17 protein-coding genes are annotated in these 22,975 nt (G+C 46.7%); 12 read left to right on the top strand and 5 right to left on the bottom strand.

All coding sequences use genetic code 11. The annotated features are described in order from the left end of the window. The first annotated feature begins 21 nt into the window (after positions 1 to 21). Both D0A37_RS09945 and D0A37_RS09940 read left to right on the top strand, forming a co-directional pair. Positions 22 to 258: a hypothetical protein gene (locus D0A37_RS09945; RefSeq protein ID WP_242723690.1), complete on the top strand. Its 237-nt coding sequence runs from the start codon at positions 22 to 24 to the stop codon at positions 256 to 258. Beyond that, positions 251 to 610: a type II toxin-antitoxin system RelE family toxin gene (locus tag D0A37_RS09940; RefSeq protein ID WP_242723688.1), complete on the top strand. Its 360-nt coding sequence runs from the start codon at positions 251 to 253 to the stop codon at positions 608 to 610. The genes D0A37_RS09945 and D0A37_RS09940 overlap by 8 nt, the downstream gene beginning before the upstream one ends. Before the next feature lie 98 nt (positions 611 to 708). Here the strand turns inward: D0A37_RS09940 and D0A37_RS09935 are convergent, their stop codons facing one another. Beyond that, positions 709 to 2,301 carry a DGQHR domain-containing protein gene (locus D0A37_RS09935; RefSeq protein WP_242723686.1) on the bottom strand — a complete coding sequence of 531 codons (1,593 nt, stop codon included), beginning with the start codon at positions 2,299 to 2,301 and terminating at the stop codon, positions 709 to 711. Positions 2,302 to 2,781: 480 nt separating this feature from the next. Here D0A37_RS09935 and dndB point away from each other — a divergent pair, with 480 nt between their 5' ends. The 4 genes from dndB (at position 2,782) to D0A37_RS09915 (ending at position 7,449) form a co-directional block, all read left to right on the top strand. Further along, positions 2,782 to 3,894 carry a DNA sulfur modification protein DndB gene (dndB, locus tag D0A37_RS09930; protein ID WP_242723684.1) on the top strand — a complete coding sequence of 371 codons (1,113 nt, stop codon included), beginning with the start codon at positions 2,782 to 2,784 and terminating at the stop codon, positions 3,892 to 3,894. 165 nt (positions 3,895 to 4,059) lie between these two features. After that, complete coding sequence (locus D0A37_RS09925) at positions 4,060 to 5,073, top strand: HNH endonuclease (protein ID WP_242723682.1); 1,014 nt, start codon at positions 4,060 to 4,062, stop codon at positions 5,071 to 5,073. After that, entirely contained in the window at positions 5,070 to 6,755 is a 1,686-nt protein-coding gene (gene dndC / locus D0A37_RS09920) for a DNA phosphorothioation system sulfurtransferase DndC (protein WP_242723680.1), read from the top strand. The genes D0A37_RS09925 and dndC overlap by 4 nt, the downstream gene beginning before the upstream one ends. Before the next feature lie 130 nt (positions 6,756 to 6,885). Beyond that, on the top strand, positions 6,886 to 7,449 hold the full coding sequence (locus tag D0A37_RS09915) for a GxxExxY protein (protein WP_242723678.1): 564 nt from the start codon (positions 6,886 to 6,888) through the stop codon (positions 7,447 to 7,449). 76 nt (positions 7,450 to 7,525) lie between these two features. Here D0A37_RS09915 and D0A37_RS09910 read toward each other — a convergent pair whose 3' ends face one another. Beyond that, positions 7,526 to 7,729 carry a hypothetical protein gene (locus D0A37_RS09910; protein WP_242723676.1) on the bottom strand — a complete coding sequence of 68 codons (204 nt, stop codon included), beginning with the start codon at positions 7,727 to 7,729 and terminating at the stop codon, positions 7,526 to 7,528. On the opposite strand from D0A37_RS09910, the gene dndD reads away from it, so the two are divergent. Beyond that, positions 7,704 to 9,701 carry a DNA sulfur modification protein DndD gene (gene dndD / locus D0A37_RS09905; protein WP_242723674.1) on the top strand — a complete coding sequence of 666 codons (1,998 nt, stop codon included), beginning with the start codon at positions 7,704 to 7,706 and terminating at the stop codon, positions 9,699 to 9,701. The two genes, D0A37_RS09910 and dndD, sit on opposite strands and share 26 nt — an antisense overlap. 265 nt (positions 9,702 to 9,966) lie before the next feature. Continuing rightward, positions 9,967 to 10,368: a DNA sulfur modification protein DndE gene (gene dndE / locus D0A37_RS09900; protein ID WP_006632969.1), complete on the top strand. Its 402-nt coding sequence runs from the start codon at positions 9,967 to 9,969 to the stop codon at positions 10,366 to 10,368. A gap of 62 nt (positions 10,369 to 10,430) precedes the next feature. On the opposite strand, the gene thiD is transcribed toward dndE, so the two are convergent. Further along, complete coding sequence (gene thiD / locus D0A37_RS09895) at positions 10,431 to 11,240, bottom strand: bifunctional hydroxymethylpyrimidine kinase/phosphomethylpyrimidine kinase (RefSeq protein ID WP_242723672.1); 810 nt, start codon at positions 11,238 to 11,240, stop codon at positions 10,431 to 10,433. Positions 11,241 to 11,424: 184 nt separating this feature from the next. Here thiD and D0A37_RS09890 point away from each other — a divergent pair, with 184 nt between their 5' ends. Then, the gene (locus tag D0A37_RS09890; RefSeq protein ID WP_242723670.1) at positions 11,425 to 12,189 is read left to right on the top strand and encodes an MBL fold metallo-hydrolase; all 765 of its coding nucleotides are present in this window, start codon (positions 11,425 to 11,427) and stop codon (positions 12,187 to 12,189) included. 56 nt (positions 12,190 to 12,245) lie between these two features. Here D0A37_RS09890 and ftsZ read toward each other — a convergent pair whose 3' ends face one another. Beyond that, positions 12,246 to 13,520 carry a cell division protein FtsZ gene (gene ftsZ, locus D0A37_RS09885; RefSeq protein WP_006632966.1) on the bottom strand — a complete coding sequence of 425 codons (1,275 nt, stop codon included), beginning with the start codon at positions 13,518 to 13,520 and terminating at the stop codon, positions 12,246 to 12,248. 335 nt (positions 13,521 to 13,855) lie between these two features. Next, a complete protein-coding gene (locus D0A37_RS09880) occupies positions 13,856 to 14,758 on the bottom strand; it encodes a cell division protein FtsQ/DivIB (protein ID WP_242723667.1) in 903 nt (300 codons plus the stop codon). A 338-nt stretch (positions 14,759 to 15,096) separates the two neighbouring features. On the opposite strand from D0A37_RS09880, the gene D0A37_RS09875 reads away from it, so the two are divergent. The 3 genes from D0A37_RS09875 (at position 15,097) to D0A37_RS09865 (ending at position 22,929) form a co-directional block, all read left to right on the top strand. Then, on the top strand, positions 15,097 to 16,428 hold the full coding sequence (locus D0A37_RS09875; protein ID WP_242723665.1) for a P-loop NTPase fold protein: 1,332 nt from the start codon (positions 15,097 to 15,099) through the stop codon (positions 16,426 to 16,428). Positions 16,429 to 17,111: 683 nt separating this feature from the next. After that, positions 17,112 to 22,580, top strand: coding sequence for a WD40 domain-containing protein (locus tag D0A37_RS09870; RefSeq protein ID WP_242723663.1), 5,469 nt, complete (start codon positions 17,112 to 17,114; stop codon positions 22,578 to 22,580). After that, entirely contained in the window at positions 22,561 to 22,929 is a 369-nt protein-coding gene (locus D0A37_RS09865; RefSeq protein ID WP_242723661.1) for a hypothetical protein, read from the top strand. The genes D0A37_RS09870 and D0A37_RS09865 overlap by 20 nt, the downstream gene beginning before the upstream one ends. Positions 22,930 to 22,975 lie beyond the last annotated feature (46 nt).

Here is a 22,975-nt window from a genome sequence, read left to right as displayed (position 1 = left end):
TTAAAGCGAGAGGCCAACCCCATGCAAATTACCCTCACCATCCCCGATCACTTAGAACAGCAGCTTCTTCAGAAAGCTAGCCAACTCAACTTGCCGATCGAAACCCTGATTTTGCAATCCCTGGGTCAACTATTTCAAGAAGACGAAGACGAGCTATCTAAAGAAGATATCCTCAACAGCCTCCGGATTGCGCTTCAGGAAGTAGAAGACGGCAAAGTTCACCCGATCGCAGAACTTTGGGATGGTATTGATGTCTGAACCACCCAGCATCCAGGTTCTGTTTGCAGATCAATTCAAGCGCCAACTCCGAACCCTCGCCAAACGCTATCGCCAAATTCAAACCGACTTGCAACCTCTCCTACAGCAGTTGCAAGCAGGCGAATGTCCAGGCGATCGCATTTCCGGTACGGGCTACACCGTATTCAAAGTAAGAGCCAAAAACAGCGACATCAGTAAAGGAAAAAGTGGAGGCTATCGCATTATTTATCAAGTCACATCAACCACTTGTTTCATCTTGCTCATCATCTATGCCAAATCTGACCAAGAAACGGTCGCCGTTGAAGAAATTAATGACATTATCGATAGCTTCCGCAATCAGCAACAATCATAATCAAGAAATAACGTTAACTAGGAGCAAAATTTAGGGATCGCGCGTTAAAATACTCCTAGATTTCACTCCCTGACTGGTGCAGCTATCAGCATAGAAACTTAGCTCAGCACTGGCGGCAATCCTACCTCTTGCGGCTGCACAAACCTGCCATTAAAACTAACAGCTTTATTCTCAAAAGTCCTCGCTTCCGCTACCGCTTGCCGCAAATGAGCTCGATCCATATCGTCCTGAATTCCCCCCACCAAATATACAATTAACTTCGTCGCTAAATCCTTTCCAGAAACTAGCATTCGCTTTTTGTTCGGATCGTACAAAATCCCGTACCACGCAGACTCAGGATTGTCCATGTGGCTAAATCCTTCATCCACATCGAATCTGCGGAGTTTGTCGAAAATAGATTTCAGGGAAAGTTTCTTTCTAAATACTAGAATTCCCAAAGCATTAGCTAAAGCAATTTGACCGACTGGACGGAACAAAATATTTCCCTCGCCGCCTGGCTTTTCAAAACTAAATCGGCGCAATTCCGTCGTTTCTTCGCCGCTTTCAATTCTTTGATAGCTGGGCAAAGTTGCTAAATGATCGAACAATTTTTTAAACTCTTCAATTCCCTCTTTCAGTTCTTCATCTTCGGGACGCATGGGAATTAAACCTTTTCGTTCCGGCTTCCAATGAGGGAATTTGTATTCTAAATACCGTTCGGACATATCTTGCAGCGCTTGCAATGTGGTTAAGACAGTTGATTTTGCTGCGACTGTCGCGCTGTCCCAATTGACGCGGGGGTTTCTGTCATCTTGTTCTTTTAATAAGGGATGGGTGACGGCAATTTTTCGGGCCGCGATCGCAAATCCGTTGTCCTCGTTCAATAATGCTAGCTGGCCCTGACTCAGCGTTACCGCCATTAGGTTAACGTGCACAAAGATCGATCGCACGCGCCGTTGTGCTTGCTGTCGCGTTTCCCCCGCTACCGCCGCCGGGATAAACTCAATTCCGATTTTTTCGTGAGCTAATTTATACACTGTTTCGGGGTCTATTTGATACTCTTCTGCTAAATCTTCCAGAGTAATTGCAGCCCCGACAGGTTTTTTATTTTTGTTGTATCTTTGCAGGATTCCGGTTTTAATTAAACTCATTAAACCTTGAACTCCCATCAGCCGATGCTGACCGTCTAAGGCAAAAATTGAGACTTTTTGAGAGACATTCAAAAGCCCTAAGTTCTCGTTTTTATCAAAGGATGTAAATTCAGTCGCGGATTTGGTTGCTACGCCATTTTTATCCCATTCCTCGGCTAGAGGATTATCTACCCACGGGGGACTGACGACTACTAAAACTGCGGGGAATTTGTGCGATTTTCGGGCTGCTAAATATTGAGTGAGGGCGGCTTGGCGCGACCAATCTAAGGGACGCTGGATAATTTCGTCAATGGTTTCGTCGTCGCGGACGATGTTGTTCGTTTGGAGGTCGAATTTTTGGCGGAAAAGCGGCATTTGCGAGGCGAAACGGACGCGAGAGTCTAACCATTCTAGGGTGACTGAACCGATGTATGCTTCGCTGTTTCCCATCTGGGTTTTTTGTACGAAAATGCGATCGTCCTTTCCTAAATAATTATCTAATAAAAGTGCGATTTCCTGTCTGTCGCTATTTTCTTTTTCTAAAATTTTGCTAGCGAGGTCATCCGCTGGGGAGTTCGTCATTGGCTGTTTTTATATAAGTAGGCTATTTTTTTTAAAATATCATGGGTTAAATTTTATGTCAACTGTTGTTTTTTAAAAAGTTTTGTGAAATACTTAAAATACTAATATTTTCTACGTTGTATATCATTTAATGTTTAATTTGTCAATAGCTGAGGAGCGATCGGGCTTGATGCAGATGCGTCTGGGTCTTACGCGCCACCGTCTGAGTCCGCCAGGGGTTGAAAACCCCTGTTTCATAGCGAAAGTCCTCTTAAGAGGACTAAATATAGATAAATTTCAAGATTTTCAGTCGGTTTTAACCGGCTTTTGCTATGAGACGGGGGTTTAAACCCCCGGCGGACTTTCGGATCAGCGATGGGTTTAAACCCCCGGCGGACTTTCGGATCAGCGATGGGTTTAAACCCCCGGCGGACTTTCGGGTTAGCGAGTTAATTGCCTCGCGCCCTTGCTTCAGATGTATCTGCGGTTTCACAAAAAAATATGTCTACTCCTTCCTTTGAATACATTTTGCCGGTCATCCGGGGAATTCAAGCGGGCCGCGAATATTACGTGTCGATGTGTCCGGTGCGTTTTTTGCCGAAATTGTTTCCCTTTGAATCTGAAGAATTGCCACCGTCTATGCGGGCGAAACGCGCGCTTAACAAAGCTAGGATTCCCGAAATTGCTGATTATTTTGTCAAGAATCCTACAAATTATACTTGTGGGGCAATTGCTGCTTCGATTGATGCGGATATTACTTTTGAAGCGGTTGGAAATGAGGCAGAAGAACGGAAAATCGGTCGCTTGCGGGTGCCGATGGATGCTAAGTTTACTATTAATGACGGACAGCATCGCCGGGCGGCTTTTGAAATGGCTTTGAGGGAAAATCCGCAGTTGGGATATGAGACGGTGGCGCTGATTTTGTTTCTCGATATTGGGTTGGAAAAATCGCAGCAGATGTTTGCTGATTTGAATAATTTTCAAGTTCCTTTGGAGGCGTCGCTAAGTGTACTTTACAACCACCGGGACGATCGCGCTTTTGTGGTGAAGGCTGTTGTTAAGCAGGTTGAGGTTTTCCGGTGTTTGACTGAGATGGAGAAGGGGAGTTTGAACGGGCGATCGCACAAATTGTTTACGCTGAGTGCGATCGATCGTGCTATCATGGCTTTGCTGTCTAATATTCACCGCAGCGAACAGGCAAAACCCTCTGGTTCTCGCACCAAAAAAGAACAGAAAGAGGAAGAACTTGCTCAAAAAATACAACAGGCGGTTAGTTATTGGAATGCGGTTAGCAGTTTTATTCCAGATTGGCAATTAGTTCTGCACAAGCAAGTTGCGGCGGGGGAAATGCGCCGGGATTGCGTACACTGTCACAGTGTTGTGCTTGAGTGTTTGGGGGAAGTTGGGGCCGCTTTGCTGTCGGTTTTTCCTGAGAGTTGGGAGGAACGTTTGAGCCTTTTGCAGCAGGTTGATTGGTCGATTTCTAATCCTGATTGGGAGGGTGGGATTTTGTTGAAAGGGGGGATTTCTAAGTCGAGGGCGAGTGTTAGTTGGATGAGTGATTATTTGAAAAATCGGTTGGGTTTGGAAACCGCAGATGCACGCAGACAGTGATATAATTATCTCCTGTTTAGGCTAGAAAATTACTTTTTAGTCTGCTGACACTGCTTAAATTATCTAGTTTCTGCGTTAGGGTTGTGCTTTGCGGTGCTTAACTTTTTGTTGAAAAAAGTGTTAAATTTTAGGTCGGATTGTATTTAATCATAGCGGGAGGAGAAAATGACTACAGGAGAAGAGTCCGTAAATAAGAATTTAGCATACTATCGCAATTGTTTTGATCAGATTAAGGTAGGCAAGAATAAAGAAGGAGGTAAGGCTCTCAATCAGCCAATACTGCTACTGTCTGTAATTGATTTAATTACACAAGGCTTACTTAATGAGAACAATATTACTGTTTCCGAGCCATTAATTAACACCTTCAAAAGATACTGGTCTGTATTGAGTTCTGACCGTTTTGAGGAGATTAATTTTACTATTCCGTTTTTTCATTTAAAAAACAAGACACCTAAATTTTGGCACGTTAAATTTAGCGAACAATACACGGGAGGACGCCCTTACAACATCGACTCTTTAAGAAGAGATGTTGAAAAAGCCAAAATAGATGATGAATTATTTGATTTATTGCGAGACTATAATGCAAAAAAAGAATTAATAGATATACTGATATCTGCCTGGTTTTCCTCAAGCCAAAAACAGATAGAAGATGTTTTGACAATAAATCAGTCTCTCCAAGATTCTACCTGGAATGAATTAGAGAGTATTGAATCTAGTGATACAGATGCACAACCAAAAGTGTATTTACGAAAATCTTTATTTAGAGAGGCTATTTTCCGTAAATCCGTCGTGCATTTGTATGATTACCGATGTGCTTTTTGTCGATTAAAAGTCACCAATCGTTCACTTAGTCAAAGTATTGTAGATGGCGCACATATCAAGCCGTTCTCCGAGTTTTATGATAATAGACCAGATAATGGACTCTCATTGTGTAAAAATCATCATTGGGCCTTCGATCGAGGATGGTTGGCTGTTGACGATCGTTATCAAATTATAGTTGATATTGATTTACAAGAGGACTCACCACACGCTAGATTAATGAAAGAGTTTCACGGCGAACTTATTCTTTTGCCAAGTTCAGAGAAAGATTATCCGAGAAAAGATGCGCTTCAGTGGCATCGCAAAAATGTGTTTACTTTAAATCAAAACGGAAAATCAAAACGGAGATCTAGAAAATGAATGATTTACAACAAATGTCACTATTTCCGCCCCGCAATATTGGCGATTTAATGGCAGATATAGAAATTTTAAAAAAGGAAATTCAAGAGCTTTATTGTCAAGATGAACTCCCACTTGTAATCGGTTGGAGTGGCGGTAAAGATAGTTCGGCAGTCCTACAACTTGTCTGGTATGCGATTGCAGAGTTACCTATTGAGAAACGCCACAAAAAAATTCATGTTTTAACAAATGATACACTGGTAGAAAACCCTATAGTAGCTGCTGGAGTACATAATTCTCTAAAACGCATGAAAGTTGCAGCCCAAGAACAGGGGATGCCAATAGAAACTCATTTAACTTATCCAGCCGTTCAAGATACCTTTTGGGCGTGCTTAATAGGTAAAGGATACCCAGCACCTAGAAACCGATTTAGATGGTGTACGGAACGATTAAAAATACAACCAACCGGTTCTTTTATTCGTGAAATAATTAGAACTAGCGGCGAGGTGATTCTTGTTCTAGGTACTCGCAAGGCTGAAAGTGCTAAACGCGCCGCAAATATGGCTAAACATAGGGAGTGGCGGGTAAGCGAACGCCTTAATGCTAATCCCACTCGCCCTAACTCTTATATTTACCTTCCCATTGAAGACTGGCGAACAGATGAAGTGTGGCTTTACTTGATGCAGTGGGATAATCCTTGGGGAAATAACAATAAAGATTTGCTAACTATGTATCGAGGTGCAACAGCAGACAATGAATGTCCTTTAGTTGTCGATACTTCCACCCCTAGTTGTGGAAATTCTCGCTTTGGCTGTTGGGTTTGCACAATGGTAAGCCAAGATAAATCTATGGAGGCAATGATTCAAAACGATGAGGAAAAAGAATGGATGCAGCCTCTACTCGATATTCGCAACGAATTAGACATTCCAGACGATCACCCAAAAAGAGACTTCCGCCGCATCTACGGTAGAGTAGAACTGTTTGAACGCAACATGGGCGACGACACAACCTCCGTCGAACCCATCCCAGGGCCCTACACCAAATTCTGGCGAGAACACTGGCTGAGACGAGTCTTGGAAGCACAAACCCACGTCCGCAAAACCGCACCCCTAGAAATGCGCGATATCACCTTAATTACCCCGGAAGAACTTAGCGAAATCCGCCGAATTTGGCTGGAAGAAAAGCATGAATTTGACGACTCTTTGCCCCGGATTTACGAAGAAGTTACGGGCGAACCTTTTGAAGATTCCCGTCCCGCCGCCGAAAGAAAACTCCTCGGTAGCGATGAATGGACTGCGATCGAAGAGATTTGCAGCGAGGACAAAATGCACCTCGAATTGATGGCAAAACTCCTGGATACAGAACGCCAATACTACACGAAGCCCCGCCGTACAGGCATTTACGCCGATTTGGACAAATGCTTTGAAACCAGTTCGCGATCGAAGGAAGAAGCGATTGGCAACGCCCACTATCAACGCAATTTAAAAAAAGCGGTGGAAGATATTAAAGCAAATCCGACGGAAAACATTCAGCAATTCAAAGATGCGATCGCCCAAACGAACAGTTCCGCAAAAAACGATACCGTTGATCTTGCCAAACTTAAAGAAGAACTCGAAAGCAACAGCAATCAAAGTAGACAGCTATCTTGGGCGGATATTAAATTTTCACCGCCCAATTCAGGAGAGGAAAAACCTAGCGATTAGCACGCGCTAGCCTGCGGTTAAACCCAAACTTGTTGACAGCCACCCCGCCGAGCGATCGGATACAATAGGCTGTCAACTAACCTCATTATTACCCAACCCTCATCGTTTAAATTACAAAATTTTTACGACCATGATTAATCCTAATATTCCTCATCAGGATATTACATACAGCATCATCGGCTGTGCAATGAGAGTACACCGGAGGACGCAAAAAGGTTTAAGAGAAAAACATTACCAAAGAGCCTTTGATGCGGAAATGATAGAATCCGGTTTAACAACAGAAATGGAGTATCCCAGACAAATTTACGACGGTGAAGTTTGGATGGGAATCCTCTATTTAGACCATTGGGTGAATCAAGGTATTGTAGTAGAGGATAAAGCCGTAAATTATCCAATGACCGATAAAGATAAAGCTCAAATAATAGCTTACGTAGCAGCTACAGGAGCGCAAGTAGGTTTATTTATAAACTTTGGACGCAGCAAGTTAGAATATCACCGCATCCTCCCACCAAAATCTCTACAAGGTTGGCAGAAACACATTCAACCATACTTGTGGACGCCGAAAACAAGTGGCAGGGGTTGGACAAGAGGAAGTTCAGGAACCTATGAAGAAACAGATGCGGAACTCCCCTTACCTCCCCGCATTAGACCCCAGAACCAGGAGGAAGATGCAACCGATGTGATTGATTGGTAGCAAAGGGGGGGACGGTTAGCAACGGATTTTGTAACGGATGTAACGGATGATTGGTGGGTGATTACCAAATCCGCTGCTAATCGCCCCCCACCAACCACCCATCCGTTAAATCCGCTGCTAACCGTCCCCCCACCAACCACCCATCCGTTAAATCCGCTGCTAACCGTCCCCCCACCAACCACCCATCCGTTAAATCCGCTACAAAATCCGTTGCTAACCGCCCCCCCCACCAACCAACAACATCTACATCTACAATGCAATTCCTCGAACTCGTCCTCAAAAACTTCGGCCCCTATGCAGGTACCCAAACCATCAATCTCCGCCCCGAAAAAGACGGGAATCCCTGCCCAGTCATTTTATTTGGCGGCATGAATGGCGGCGGCAAAACCACCCTCATGGACGCCATTCGCCTCGCCCTCTACGGTGGCCGGGCCCAATGTTCCACCAGAGGCAATTTAAGCTACAGCGACTTTCTCAATCAATGCGTCAACCGCCACACTCCCCCATTAGAAGATACCCGCGTCGAACTAACATTTGAACAAGTCCAAGATGACAAATTAGCTCAATTCAAAATAGTTAGATACTGGAAAAAAGCCGATATCAAAGATAATTTAAGCATTCTTATCTACAGCGAAATAGTCAGCGATTGGTGGTCAGACAAAGCAATTACTAACACCTGGGACGAATACATCGAAACCCTTTTACCCGTCGGAATATCCAACCTATTTCTGTTTGACGGTGAACAAGTAAAAGAACTCGCTGAACTCGAAACACCGCCGGAGTTTGTTGTCGGGGCAATTAAATCTCTTTTAGGTTTAGAATTAGCAGAACGCCTCGCCGTCGATTTAGAAATATTAGCGGGCCGCAAGCGGAAAGAAATTGCTGGCAAAAAAGACTTGGCTGCTTTAGAAAAAATAGAACAAACTTTTAAGAAAATTAGTGATGAAATAGACTCAGCTAAGCAAGAACAAGCCAGCTTTAAAAACGAGTTAGATAAAGCTCAAAAAAATCAGCAACAAGCATCAGAAAAGTTTATTTATGAAGGCGGGAAAATAGCCGCCGATCGCAGTCAACTAGACAGACAGCTAAACGACTACAGAAATCAGGCAGACAAAACCCGTCAATCTATGATGGAATTGGCATCAAACACGCTACCACTAGCCCTAATTTCGCCTTTGCTAAGTGAAGCCAAAATTCAAGCAGAAACAGAAGCCAGCCAGCAGCAAGCAAAGATTGCCCAAAATGTTATCAAACAAAGAAGCTATCGCCTTCTAAACTATATCGCGGAAATCTCCTTAAATCCCCAACAGCTAGATAAAATTCAAGACTTCATCCGCCAAGAAAACCAAGAACTCGAACAGCAAGCCGGAACAGACGCCCCGCCCTGGATGAACGCCGAAAACAACAGCATCCAGCAACTAGATAACCTCCTTAGCTACCAAATCAAAGCCCAGCAAATTCTAGCCCGCGACCAAATAGAAGAAATCCAAAACATCGAAGCAGAAATCGACTTCACAGACAGAGAACTCGCCGCCGCCGCTTCCCCCGAAGCCTACGAAAAACTAGAAGAAGAGGTCAGGAAAGCCCAAAAGGCAGTCGCTATCGCATCCGCAGCCTGCGAATCAGCCAACCGCGGCGTCGCTGAATTAGAGAGAGAATTAGACAAAACTAAAAAAGAACTAGAAAGCTACAGCAGCGAATACATCACCATCAGAAACAGCCAACACGTCATCGCTTCTATCGCTAAAGCCCAAGCCACCCTGAAACTCTTTAAAGAAAAACTAACTCTCAAAAAACTCAACAAACTCGAAATAGAAATTACCGACTGTTTCCGCTACCTGTTGCACAAAACCGACCTCGTGCACAGAGTTGCGATCGACACTCAAACATTTAGCCTCTCCATTTACGATCCAGAAGGCAAACCGGTACCCAAACACCGACTTTCAGCCGGGGAAAAACAATTGCTGGCGATCGCCTTTTTGTGGGGATTGGCTAGAGTATCCGGGAGACAATTGCCAGTGGCGATCGACACTCCCTTGGGCCGCCTCGACTCCTCCCACAGAAACAACCTAGTCGAACGCTATTTTCCCTCGGCCAGCCACCAAGTCATCCTGCTTTCTACCGACACGGAAATTAGAAAAGTAGAATACGAAAAACTCCAAGAATTAGAGGCGATCGCCCACAGCTACCTCCTCAAATACGACTCCGCCAAACACCAAACCACGGTCGAAAAAGGTTACTTCTGGGAATAAAAATTCGCCCTAAAAAATAGCCGCAACCCCTTGACTTTGCCCTGGGGTTGCGGTAGTATATATAGCATAATGGGATGGTTGCGAAAATTTTATTTTTGCCACCATCCCATTATTAAGGATAAATCCTACTACAATCAAAATACCAAAAAACAACCTTTTTATCAAGTCGCGCCGTGTAAAAAAATGTTAATTATTTCTCGTTATCTAGAGGCTTTGCTTCCCCAACATTAACACTTTTTACAATATACCAAACAATCTTAAACTCATGGAACCACCACTCGATCGCATCCGCCTCTCCCAAACAGGCAAAGACCAACTATCAAAACTGAAACGATCGACCAAAATCGATCAGTGGAATATTTTATGCAGGTGGGGATTTTGCCGATCGCTCGCCGAACCCAGCATCCCATCGCCAGTACCAATTCCCAGCGACAGCAACGTCGAATTAAGCTGGGATGTTTTCGGCGGCGACATGGCCGATATCCTGATAATGGCCCTCAAGCAGCGGTGTCACCAAGACAATTTAGGCACAGAAAAAGAAACTCTAGCCAAACAATTTCGCCTGCACTTGCACCGAGGGATTGGTTATTTAGCCGGCGATCCGAATATTAAGAAAATCGAAGACTTGGTGGCGATCGCTTTATCGCCTGAAAAATTAAGAAATTAAACGAACCGCGAAGACGCAAAGGACGCGAAGGAAGAAGGGAAAAGAAGGGATGAGTTCACAATTTACTTCAGTAAAAGCGGGAAAAAATGACCTACTGGCCCTTGACCTTCCCCAATATCCAAAGCATATTTGAGAGCAGTAGTAACATAATCCTTAGCCAATGTCACCGCGGTAAACAAATCTTTCCCTAATGCTAAATTAGCAGCGATCGCAGCACTCAAAGTACAACCAGTCCCGTGAGTATTCCCAGTATCAACATTCTCAGTCTTCAACACATCCAACCGCGCACCATCAAACCAAACATCAATTCCCCGCAAATCTCCCGCCATCCCGCCGCCTTTCACCAAAACAGCTTTCGCACCCAAACGGTAAATCTGCTGCGCCGCCGATCGCATATCGTCTAGAGAAACAATCTCCAAACCGCTCAAAATCTGAGCCTCAAACCGATTCGGAGTCACGACAGCAGCCATTGGAATCAAAACATCCCGCAAAAACGCGATCGCCCCCTCATCAATCAATCGATCGCCCGATCGTGAAACCATCACCGGATCGACAACCAAATTCCCTATTCCCAAAGCTTCCACCTGTAAAGCCACCGCCGCCATAATTTCCCGATTCAGCAGCATCCCAGTCTTCACAGCATCCACCCCAATATCCCCAACTACCGCCTCAATTTGAGCCGCCACAGCCTCAGCAGACAAAGCATCAACTCGCATCACCCCCAAAGTATTTTGAGCCGTCACGCAAGTCAAAGCACTTGTACCGTGCACGCAGTGGAACGCAAAAGTCCGCAAATCCGCCTGAATTCCGGCCCCGCCGCCACTATCGGAACCAGCCACAGTCAAAGCCACAGGAATTTTCGATTTAATCATCTTTTTTCAACCGCAGATAAACGCCAACTTTCCCCAGACAAATCCCAATCAGATCTGTGGCACGGGCGTCCCGCCTGTGCTTCCCCGTGCCACGGGCGTCCCGCCTGTGCTTCCGAAACGGTTAAAATTCCCAAACAAAATTAGCTATGATTAAACCAATTGTAAAGAATTATTGCAAACAACTGTGAAAATCACCCGAATCGACCTCAACTCTTGGATCTTCCACATCTCGGGCCAAACCATCCTCGTCGATCCCTGGCTGGTCGATCCCCTCGTATTTTACGGTCAACCCTGGCTGTTCACCGCCTACCATAACACCCCCGTCGCCTTCACTCCCAGCACCTTACCGCCGATCGACCTCATCCTGATTTCCCAAGGATTAGACGACCACTGCCACAAACCAACACTCGAACAGCTCGATCGCACAATTCCCGCGATCGCCTCACCCACCGCCGCCAAAGTCCTCAGCAGTTTAGGCTACACCAATATCACATCTTTAGTAAATTGGCAAAAGTTAAATTTTAAAGAAAAGTTACAAATAACCGCCGTACCCGGAGCCGAAATTGGGCCCGGACAGGAAGAAAACGGCTACTTGCTCAAAGATTTAAGCAGCGGCCAGACACTTTATTACGAACCGCACCTGCCACCATTAGACAAAGTTAAACAGAAAATAGACACAGTAGACGTAGCGATCGCCCCAGTCATCGGTCAAATCTTCCCATTCCTCGGACAAGTCATCATCGGGCCTTCTGAAGCCCTCAGCCTCGCCCAAACACTGAAACCTCGGTTTTTCCTGCCTACAGCGGCGGGAGACATCCGAGCCACAGGCATTTTACCAATGTTAGTGCGAGCGGTTGGCAGCATCCCCGAATTTCGCGATTTGCTAGCAAAATCGGGACTTTCCACCCAACTCCTCGAACCCGAACCAGGCCAAACCCTAGAAATTTGAGATTTTAGATTTGAGATTTTAGATTTAATCCGCCATCCAAAATCCCAAATCCACATTTATCTAGGCGGGCGACGGTTACGCAAAAACTCAGGAATATCCAATCCCAAATCCTGCGGCGGTTTCGTTGTCGGATCAGGCGTCTGTTGAGCCGGACTCGTCGGCACAGTTGCAGCTCGCCAAGGAGCATTAACATTTTGCGTCCGCCCCGGAGCCGGAGGCGACGGAACTTCTCCCGAAAAACCAGTAGCGATCACAGTAATCTTAATTTCGCCCTGAAGCCGCTCGTCAATCACCGCTCCAAAAATAATATTGGCATTCGGATCGACAACCTCGTAAATCGTCTCAGCCGCCGCATTCACCTCGTGCAGCGTCATGTCAGTACCGCCAGTGATGTTAAACACCACACCTCTAGCGCCCTCAATAGACGAGGCTTCCAGCAGAGGCGAAGAAATAGCCTGCATCGCAGCCTCCCTAGCCCGCGACTTGCCAGAACCCACGCCGATGCCCATCAAAGCCGAACCCGCATCCGCCATTACTGCCCGCACGTCAGCAAAGTCAACATTCACCAAACCGGGAATAGTAATAATGTCAGAAATACCCTGAACCCCTTGGCGCAGGATATCGTCAGCAACTCGAAAAGCCTCTTGTACCGGCATTTGTTCGGAAATCACAGACAGCAGCTTGTCGTTAGGAATTACGATCAGCGTATCCACCCGGGTTTGCAAAGCCGCAATCCCTTCCTCTGCTTGGCTGGTGCGCCGCCGTCCCTCAAACGTAAAAGGCCGCGTCACTATGCCCACAGTCAAGGCGCCCATTTCCTTAGCGACCTCAGCCACAATCGGAGCCGCGCCCGTGCCCGTACCGCCGCCCATGCCGGCTGTGATAAATACCAAATCCGCATGATTCAGAGCATTAGCAACCTCGTCGCGAGATTCCTCCGCAGCCTTTTGACCGATCGCCGGATTGCCCCCCGCGCCCAAACCGCGCGTCAACTTCTGTCCTACTTGCAAGCGTTTCGGAGCATTTGAGAGAACCAGAGCTTGAGAATCTGTATTCACACACCAAAACTCGACACCAGAAACCTCGCTGGCAATCATCCGGTTAACGGCGTTGCCCCCACCACCGCCGACGCCAATTACTTTGATTTTGGCAGCACTGCTGGGCATTATGTCTTTGGGATTGACCATAGGATCGATATCAATACTATCTACATTTACATAACCAGACTTGCGTCTAAACGGATTGGCGGAATCTGCAGCCACCGGAAAATTTTTTACTTCTTCCGAAGGGGGACTGTCTTGGTCAGACCCCTGTCTATTATTAAGCTTCATTAGAGTCGGGGATAGTAGATTACAGCTTGTTAACTAAACGCCAATTCACAATCAACTATAGGCTAAGTTGCGCGAAAAACTAACACTGAGCGATGCTTAATGTTAGCAATCTCGGATTTGCCCGACTTCGCTAGCCCAGACCTCGCTTGACGCCATCCAGGTACTTGACCGGATTAAGGCAGTTGTAAGCAAGGCAGAAGGAAAAAAAATGGATACTAGCCCCACACGCGGAGCGCTATCCAAAAACTCGGCTGATTTCCAGCCCTGCGTATCCATCCTGATGGGCAAAAATTCTGCCTATCGATCGATACCTTCTACCTTCTGTTGACAGAGAATCAATTCTGGGCGCGAGTGGGTGCGGGAGTGGAACTCTCCGAACTGGGGGGGAGTTCTGGCAAATGGACGATCGGCGAAGCAGGATTTTTCAAGTCAATGTAGGCTATTTTGCTTGAATCTATCTGTTTTGGCAATTGTCGCATTCGGTCTAAAACCTTAAGTTGCTCCGCAGTCTTGGAACTGTAGGGCCCTAAGTGTACGGTACCGATCTCTGTTTTCAAGATCAAGTTGTTCGGGTTTTGCCAATTAATCTCAAACACTTTCACGGTCAAGCCGCTGAGTCCTTGGTAAAACTTCGGCCAAGAGGCGCGATACTGTTCCAAAGGCCCGATGACTTTTAAAGTGGGCAAAGAACGCTGAGGCTGCGTTCCCGGAATGCTGCCGGGCCCGATCAAACTATTCTGCGATCGTACAACAGTATAACTATCCGACGGCATCCAACCTCCGCGAGCGTCCAGCCACCCCACTTTTTCCTTGTCGCTGTTGGATCTCAACACCGCTGTCGGCTGCGCCACCGCCACCGGCAGGCGTTCTGCCACTTCTATAGTCAAACTCGGGGGAAACAAGTTGCGAGTCACCTTAGCTTTGGCGATCGGCCCCGTTGACTCCAGCTTTTCGGCCAGCGCCTGCGGTTGAATCCCCCACAGCGACTGCGGGTAAGACAGCGGCACCAAAGACCGCACCGCCTTATCCGACAGCCACTGATTGCCCTCCACCTTCACTTGTTCCGATCGGGCAATCAACCAAGCCGGCTGAGCAATCCACCACAGCAAACCTCCAGCGATTGCGCTCGCTGCTAGCATTTGCCACACCAGAGCCGCCAATCGAGCGCGCCTCTGCTGCCGCAACTTTTGGCGCCTGCGCCCTAACTCTGTTTGAGAAACCGCTCCAAAACTAGCCATCTACCTCTTGACAATATAGTAATTAAGGATTAGCACAAATTCAAAACTGTTTAATCTTTCTCTCTTGAACCCTGTTTTCCCCTACCATTTAACCAGATCCCCGCAAATTTACCCAGACTCCTGGCAATATCAGTAATATCACTGAGTCCGCTAAGTAATAAAAAATTATTAATTAAAAATTCCCAATTCCCGAGCCGGGAAAACCCCTTACCAGCTCAAGGTTCTTTGGGTATTTAGGGCATTACCCCACAGGGCAAAAGGTTACAAATCAAACTAAACTCAACTAACGAAAGTTTAGACTTTCGATTAACTTTTTTAACTTTTATTCGGCTTCAATTGTGATCCCACTCGAATTAGACAGATTCTATAAAGCCTGCAACCCGAGCAAGACCCTTGTTGCGGGAGACCCAGGAGATTATCAATACTACATTGATTTTGGTTCCGTGCGTGGCGGCAAAATCATTGAATCTTTACAGCGAACCATTACCCGCATCTCCCCTGACCAGCCAACCTGTCAGCTATTTACAGGACATATCGGGTGTGGCAAATCTACCGAATTGTTTCGGCTGAAAGCTGAGTTAGAGCAAGAAGGTTTTTGCGTCGTCTACTTCGAGTCTTCCCAAGACTTAGACATGGGCGATGTAGACATTAGCGATATTTTGCTGAGCATTGCCCGCCAAGTCAGCGAAACAATGGAATCCGCTAAAATCAAACTCAGGCCGAGCTACTTTACCAATCTGTTTGCAGAAGTGGCAGAATTTTTGCAGACTCCCATAGATTTGTCAGCGGAAGCCGAGTTATCTGTAGGCATTGCTAGAGTTACTGCTAAAACTAAAGACTCTCCCAAACTGCGATCGCAACTCAGGCAATATCTCGAACCCCGCACCAACAGCATCTTGCAGTCCATCAACGAAGAACTCCTCAACAGAGCTAACGCCGAACTCAAGCAGCAAGGGAAAAAAGGACTCGCAGTCATCGTTGACAACCTCGATCGCCTCGACGCCTCCCTCAAACCCAGCGGACGCACCCAACCAGAATATCTGTTTTTAGACCGTGGCGAACAGTTGAAAAAACTCAATTGCCATGTCGTCTACACGATTCCCCTGACTTTGATTTTTTCCAACGACTTTGGCCGCCTCGCCAGTCGATTTGGAGTCAAGCCCAAGGTGATGCCGATGGTACCGGTGCAAATGCGATCGGGGGACGACCACCTCGAAGGAATGGCACTGCTGCGCCAGCTAGTATTAGCTAGAGCTTTCCCCGCAGTTGCTCCCCATCAACGCATTGATTTGATTTCCCAGGTGTTTGACTCTCCCGAAACTTTAGACCGACTTTGCCGGATTAGCGGCGGTCACGTTCGCAATCTACTGATGCTTTTGTATAGCTGTTTGCAACACGAAGACCCTCCCTTCTCTCGCGAATGCCTCGAAAGTGTCATTCAAGAATATCGCGATGACCTTTTGGGAGCCATCAATGACATCGAATGGGAATTGCTGTTTCAAGTCGTCACCCGACAAAGTGTAACCGGCGAAGAAGAGTCTCAAATTTTGTTGCGAAGTATGTTTGTCTTTGAATACCGCGATCAAGAAGGTCGTTGGTTTGGGATTAATCCAGCCCTAGCAGAAACCAGAAAATATAAGGAGTGGCAGCAGCGCCGTGAACCAAAATAGTTGGGATTTTTGAGATTGCTTCCCCACTCTAATAACCCTTACCCATGAGGGACAGAGAAACTATTTAACTTAAAATTCCCCGCTCCAAACTCCACACTCCAACAATCCAATACAAAAATCAGCCAGCGGTTTTTGCCGCTGGCTGGTTTCTGTTGAATGCGGGCTATATGCGGTGAATGTTATTGTCGTGTCAAACTTTGCTGCCCCCAAGGACTTTCCCCACTCTCAACTCTCATATCTGCAATGCCAGACCCCCTAGGTCTGTTTTTATCTGTTGCTGTTAATTTCCACTAATCCCATCCCGAAGCACAATTGTTTTGGCTGTTGTGTTAAATGCCAGCTACAGATAGATCGCAATTGTTTACTAATAGCTAGTCGTTGGTATTATCATTAACTTAGGGGCTGGCTATTTATGATATGTAGTTTTTTATATATCGCTGAATCAAAAAATCTAAGGCAGCATTAATTTTTTATTTGGAAGTCTAGCATTCTCTGAGATTGAAAGGTATGATATCTTTACATTGGATCTAATAACTATGTAAGTATTGATAGGTGAGGTACGGAAAACTACGTATTTATACAGAGATAAAGCGGCAGACAGAGACGACCATCTCTAGGTAGATACGCTTTTAGTCACGATTGGCGAGAGTTAGGTAATTGATTTATGCAAAAGAGGTGCACGCATGACCGATCTAATTAAGGTACAAGAAACTGCCAACTACAACGAGCGATCGCTCAAAACTCTGGTCAGGTCCATCACAATGTCTCAACACCAATTCTCGCTAATTTTGGTGCGCTGCAACTACGAGCAGTTGCGCCAGCAAATAGCGCAGCGGCTGCGAGAAGTGTCCCCAGTTCCCATTCAAGATCTCGTCCTGCCAGCTTCAGTCAAAACCCTTTACACTACTCTGCAGGCAAGCACTTTGCAGGAGGGACACTCGCCTGGGGTTTCTGCCTCGGCTTTGATGGTATTTGGTTTAGAAACAGTAGTAGCGATCGACGAACTGATGGCCTCTACCAATCAAGTGCGAGACGAATTCCGCAAAAATTTTTCCTGCCCAGTGATTTTGTGGGTAACAGATGACATCGTGACCAAAATGATTCGTCTGGCCCCGGATTTCAAAAGTTGGGCCGCCGCCACAATTAAATTTGAAATGGGCGTTGATGAATTAATTAATTTCCTCGCTAGGCGGGCCGATACTATATTTAAAATAGGCGAACTCAATCAAGAACTCGCCAGCAGCAACGTCAGCACCATCGCTAATTGTGAAACCTGCGAAACCCCGTGCGAAAAACGCGGCTTGGAGCGCGAAATCAGCCCTGGAGAACGCTTTCTAACTTTTAACTCAGGGCCCCAAAACCGACGACACTCAGATGCCCACTCCTATTCGCCATTGAGTCCCGGCAATACCTTCGATTTGGCGATCGGCTCTTTGCCACGCCGAGAACTAGAATTAGCTTTAAGAGATTTACAAAATCGCGGTGAAGAATTAGAACCGGCCCTCAAAGCCAGCCTGCAATTCGTTCTCGGTCGAGATTACTATGTCAGCGACCAAACCGAAACTGCCTTAATTCACTACCAAGAAAGTTTACTATTTTGGCAGCAGAAAACGGGCAACTGGGAACTGGCAAACTTCGAGCATCCCGAAAACCCAGAAACCTTCTCCTCCTTGTCGAATCCTGTCCCCAAAGTTTTATTTTTAGAGAGAGAAGGCATAGTGCTGTTTCACATAGCCCTGTGTCACCGGTTGCAAGCAGCCAGAAACCCGGTAGCCAACCGCCAGCACTGGGAACAAGCTTGGATTAGCCTGGAACAATCGAGAAACGCTTTCTCCCTTGCTTCACGCCCGGAATTGGTAGCTGAGGTGACAGCACACCTCGGAGAAGTGCTGCAGCGCCTGAAAGCTTGGGGAGAGTTGCAAGCATTAGCTGAAAATTCTTTGCAGTTGCACTTCACTTACGGTACTCCCAGCCAACTAGCTCAAGATTACGGCTTTTTGGCTGAAGTTGCCCTGCAACAGTCGAGGTGGAGTCAAGCCCGCCAGCTAGCCGAGTTGGCTTTGGCGATTTTGGATCAAACGCCTAACGATTTGAGATTGCTGATTGAAGATTTGAGATTGGGGTTTGAGGGAAATTATCCAGAATTTGTGGGCTCTAACGAGTCAAGTAACGAACCCAAATCTAAAATCCAACATCCCAAATCCGACAGAAGTTCGTATCTTTTACTTTTAGCCCGAAGTTTGCGGCAGCTAGGCCAGTGGGAAGCGGCGGTTCATTCTTTGGAGTTGGCTCAATCTCAAAGCGAGCCGAAGTACGACCCCCGACTTTACATCGATATTTTGACGGAACTGCAAGCGGTTTATTTCGAGCAGGGAGAGTATCTTAAAGCGTTTCGGATTAAAAAAACCCAGCGGTCGATCGAATATCAATACGGATTTAGAGCTTTTATCGGAGCCAGCCAATTGCAGCAGCAGCGCCAAGCTGTCAATCCTTCAGGCCCCTCAGCTCAAAACCAAGCTGCCATCGCAGCGTCCATGACAGCTTACTCGCGCCAAACAGATATCAATAGCTTGCTAGAAAGAATTAGCAGGGACGACCATAAATTAACTATTATTCACGGACCCAGCGGGGTCGGGAAAAGTTCTCTAGTCAATGCCGGCTTAGTACCAGCTTTGAAAAACATTACTCCGGGCGCGCGCGATACATTGCCCGTAGTAGTCAAAGTTTACACCGACTGGCTGGTGGAGTTAGAAAATGCTTTGAACAGCGCACTGTACGACAAACAAGCCGAAGAGGAAAGTAAATTAATCTCGAAAGGACTACACGGAATCCACAAAAAAAGTTGCTCGGTTATTCCTGCTCGCAGCTCGGAAGTCTCTTCTTTTATTATAGATCAGTTGCGCGAAAATGCCACAAATAATTTGTTAACTGTGCTGATTTTCGATCAATTTGAAGAGTTTTTCTTTGTTTCGACTTCAATGGAACAAAGACAACTTTTTTATAATTTTTTGGGCTGGTTTTTAAATTTGCCTTATGTCAAGATAATTCTGTGCTTGCGGGAAGATTATTTGCACTACTTACTAGATTGCGATCGCTTCCCTAATCTTGACGCTATTAACAATAATATTCTCGACAAAAGTATCCGCTACCAACTGCGGAGTTTTTCTATCAAAGACGCGCGGGCTGTCATTGGACACTTAACAGAACGGGCGGAATTTTATTTAGAGCCGGCACTAATCGATGCCTTCGTAGAAGATTTAGCAGACGAACTGCAAGAAGTGCGACCAATCGAATTGCAGGTAGTAGGAGCGCAACTGCAAGAAGAAGGTATTACCAGTCTAGCCCAATACCAGCAATTGGGGGACAATCCCAAAGCGGAATTAGTGAAACGATCGCTCGAAAGAGTCATCTCTGACTGTGGCCTGGTTAACGAAGATGCAGCGTGGAAAATCTTGTTTTCCCTGACAGATGAAAGAGGCGTTCGCCTGATAAAAACCAAACACGAACTCTCGTTAGTTACAGGTTCGCAGCCAGGCGATGCCCGCGAAACCGAATTATCGGCGATCGGCAGAAACAGAATTTCCCTACCGCGACAGTTCGCAAAAGACCCTGAAAGCCGACAAAAAAAAACCGACAATCTCGACTTAATTTTAGACATTTTAGTTGGTCACGGTTTGCTATTTCTGCTACGGGAAGCGCCCGAAGACCGCTATCAATTGGTACACGACTATTTAGTGCGACCAATCCGCCAAAGATTCGGCTTAGAAGCCAGACTGCACAAAGCAGAAGCCGACAAAAAAATGAGTCAAGCACAGCTCTACCGAGCCAATAGTTTTCTCAAACAACTGTTGGGAGTAGCAGTGATCGGCGTCATGCTGCTAACCAGTTCGACCATCGCCGCCGTAAACTTTTGGTGGCGGGCCGTGGGTCAAAAACAGCTAGCTGTCGCTCAAACTCAGCGAGCCGAAATTAGTACCCTAACAGCAGCTTCTGAAGCACTTTATTTCTCAAACAACAAATTTGACGCCATGATGGAAAGTTTGAGAGCTGGTAAAAAGTGGAGACAGCTCGAACACTCCCAACAAATCTCTACTCTCAAAGACACCGAAATTCTGATTTCTGCTGCCCTCCAGCAGGCAGTTTATGGAGTCAAAGAACGCAACCGCTTGGAGGGACACGGCGATGTAGTTTGGGGTCTTAGTTTCAGTCCAGACGGCGAAACAATAGCTTCTTCCAGTGTAGATAAAACCGTCAAACTTTGGCGGCGCGACGGCAGTTTGCTGGCAACTTTAAAAGACCATACTAACAGCGTCTCCTGTGTCACGTTTAGTCCAGATAACAAAATTATCGCCTCGGCTAGTTTAGATAAAACTGTCAAAATTTGGCAAACAGACGGCAGTTTGCTGGCAACTTTCAACGGGCATACTAATAGCGTTACCAGCGTTGCTTTTAGCCCTGACGGTCAAACGATCGCCAGTGGCTCTACAGATAAAACTATCAAACTTTGGAAAACCGACGGCACGCTGCTGCGGACGATCGAACAATTTGCTCCCGTAAATTGGCTAACCTTCAGCCGCGACGGCAAAATAATCGCTGTGGCGAGCGATGACGGTACTGTGAAACTGTGGAGTTCTGACGGCAGGTTAATCGCTAATTTGTGGCACAGCGAAAACAGACAACCCTCAAAAATTTACACCGTCAGTTTCTCCCCCGATGGTGAAACGATCGCCAGTGCGGGTGAAGATAAAACGGTGAAAATCTGGAGCATCGCTGCACTCAAACACCCACCAACAGAAAATTCAACAAAAGCAAAAAAAGGTGAACTGCTAACAACTTTGCGGGGACACAGCAAGTGGGTATTTGGTGTCAGTTTCTCCCCCGACGGTCAAACACTTGCTTCTGGAAGTGCAGACGGGACTGTCAAACTCTGGACTCTGGCTGGTGTGGGCGACAAACGCCCAACCGATGCTAGCAACATTAAACCAGAGAGTCGTTTGCTGAGAACTTTTGAGGGACACGCCGATCGAGTTACTCAGGTGAGTTTTAGCCCGGAAGGCAAAACCCTGGCTTCGGCAAGTTTTGACAAAACTGTCAGGCTGTGGCGGCTCGATGACGTGCCACTCAAAACCCTCGACGGACACCAAAACCGGGTGCAAGGCGTTACTTTCAGCCCCGACGGCCAAAGGCTGGCTTCTGCTTCTACGGACACAACTATCAAACTCTGGAGTCGCACGGGAGTTTTGCTAGAAACCTTGGAAGGACACACTCAGAGAGTCGCCAGCGTCAGTTTCAGCCCTGACGGCCAGCTACTTGCTTCTGGGAGTTACGACAAAACGGTGAAAGTCTGGAGTTTGACAGAAGATGGCACGAATAATATTCTCCCTTGTCCTTCGGCTCCGCTATTCCCGTGTTCGCCTTCTGTGCTATTCACTCTCGACGGCCACGCCGACAGCGTGATGAGCGTGAGTTTTAGCCCCAACAGCGAGGTTCTGGCTTCGGCGAGTAAGGATAAGACTGTGAAACTCTGGACTAGAAACGGCAGGTTGATTAAAACTTTGACGGGACACACAGGCTGGGTGACTGGGGTGACTTTCAGTCCCGACGGCTCGATGCTGGCTTCTGCAAGCGATGACGGTACTCTCAAACTCTGGAATCGGGACGGTCGTTTGCTGAGAACTTTTGAAGGAGCTCACAACAGTTTTGTGTTGGGGGTGGCTTTTAGCCCTGATGGCAAAATGCTGGCTTCGGCTGGTTACGACAATTCGGTGAAATTGTGGAAGGTGGACGGGACTTTGGTGGCGACGCTGCTGAAGGGTTCTAGCGACAGCGTGACTAGCGTTGGTTTTAGCCCGGATGGTTTGTTGGTTGCTTCGGGTAGTTACGATCATAAGGTGAAGCTGTGGAGTCGCAGCGGGACTTTGCTGAAAACTTTGACGGGTCACAAGGATAGCGTGATGAGCGTGAGTTTTAGCCCGGATGGGAAGGTTCTGGCTTCTGCTGGCCGAGATAATCGGGTGATTTTGTGGAATTTGGATCTTGACGATTTGCTGGTGAGGGGCTGCGATTGGGTGGGGGATTATCTGAGAACTAATCCTAATGTGAGCGATCGCGATCGGCGTCTCTGTGAGGGGGTTGGGGCAAAATCTCAATAGTAGTCTGAAGGAAGAGGGAAGAAGGAAGAAGGAAGAAGGAAGAAGGAAGAAGGAAGAAGGAAGAGGGAAGAAGGAAGAGGGAAGAGGGAAGAGGGAGGAAGGGAGAGGGAGAGGGAATAAGGAAGAGGGAAGAGGGAGGAAGGGAGAGGGCAGAGGGAGGAAGGGAGAGGGCAGAGGGAAGAAGGAAGAGGGCAGAGGGCAGAGGGAAGAAGGAAGAAGCAAGAGGGCAGAGGGAAGAGGGCAGAGGGAAGAAGGAAGAGGGAGGAGGGAGGAGGGAAGAGGGAAGAGGGAAGAGGGATTCCAAACTTTCCTTACTCGGACTCTTCCCCTTGGTATCGGCTTCCTGTAAAGTAAATAATTGTAAAGAAATATGAGTTTTCTCTTATCCTCTGGTT

It is taken from the genome of Microcoleus vaginatus HSN003 (genome assembly GCF_022701255.1).
GTDB classification, from domain to species: domain Bacteria; phylum Cyanobacteriota; class Cyanobacteriia; order Cyanobacteriales; family Microcoleaceae; genus Microcoleus; species Microcoleus vaginatus_B.
This window is presented reverse-complemented; position numbering and strand designations above follow the sequence as displayed.

Excerpts from the sequence above, each read along its gene's own strand:
- D0A37_RS09945 (WP_242723690.1), top strand. The coding sequence starts at position 22 with ATGCAAATTACCCTCACCATCCCCGATCACTTAGAACAGCAGCTTCTT.
- D0A37_RS09940 (WP_242723688.1), top strand. The coding sequence starts at position 251 with ATGTCTGAACCACCCAGCATCCAGGTTCTGTTTGCAGATCAATTCAAG.
- D0A37_RS09935 (WP_242723686.1), bottom strand. The coding sequence starts at position 2,301 with ATGACGAACTCCCCAGCGGATGACCTCGCTAGCAAAATTTTAGAAAAA.
- dndB (WP_242723684.1), top strand. The coding sequence starts at position 2,782 with ATGTCTACTCCTTCCTTTGAATACATTTTGCCGGTCATCCGGGGAATT.
- D0A37_RS09925 (WP_242723682.1), top strand. The coding sequence starts at position 4,060 with ATGACTACAGGAGAAGAGTCCGTAAATAAGAATTTAGCATACTATCGC.
- dndC (WP_242723680.1), top strand. The coding sequence starts at position 5,070 with ATGAATGATTTACAACAAATGTCACTATTTCCGCCCCGCAATATTGGC.
- D0A37_RS09915 (WP_242723678.1), top strand. The coding sequence starts at position 6,886 with ATGATTAATCCTAATATTCCTCATCAGGATATTACATACAGCATCATC.
- dndD (WP_242723674.1), top strand. The coding sequence starts at position 7,704 with ATGCAATTCCTCGAACTCGTCCTCAAAAACTTCGGCCCCTATGCAGGT.
- dndE (WP_006632969.1), top strand. The coding sequence starts at position 9,967 with ATGGAACCACCACTCGATCGCATCCGCCTCTCCCAAACAGGCAAAGAC.
- thiD (WP_242723672.1), bottom strand. The coding sequence starts at position 11,240 with ATGATTAAATCGAAAATTCCTGTGGCTTTGACTGTGGCTGGTTCCGAT.
- ftsZ (WP_006632966.1), bottom strand. The coding sequence starts at position 13,520 with ATGAAGCTTAATAATAGACAGGGGTCTGACCAAGACAGTCCCCCTTCG.
- D0A37_RS09880 (WP_242723667.1), bottom strand. The coding sequence starts at position 14,758 with ATGGCTAGTTTTGGAGCGGTTTCTCAAACAGAGTTAGGGCGCAGGCGC.
- D0A37_RS09870 (WP_242723663.1), top strand. The coding sequence starts at position 17,112 with ATGACCGATCTAATTAAGGTACAAGAAACTGCCAACTACAACGAGCGA.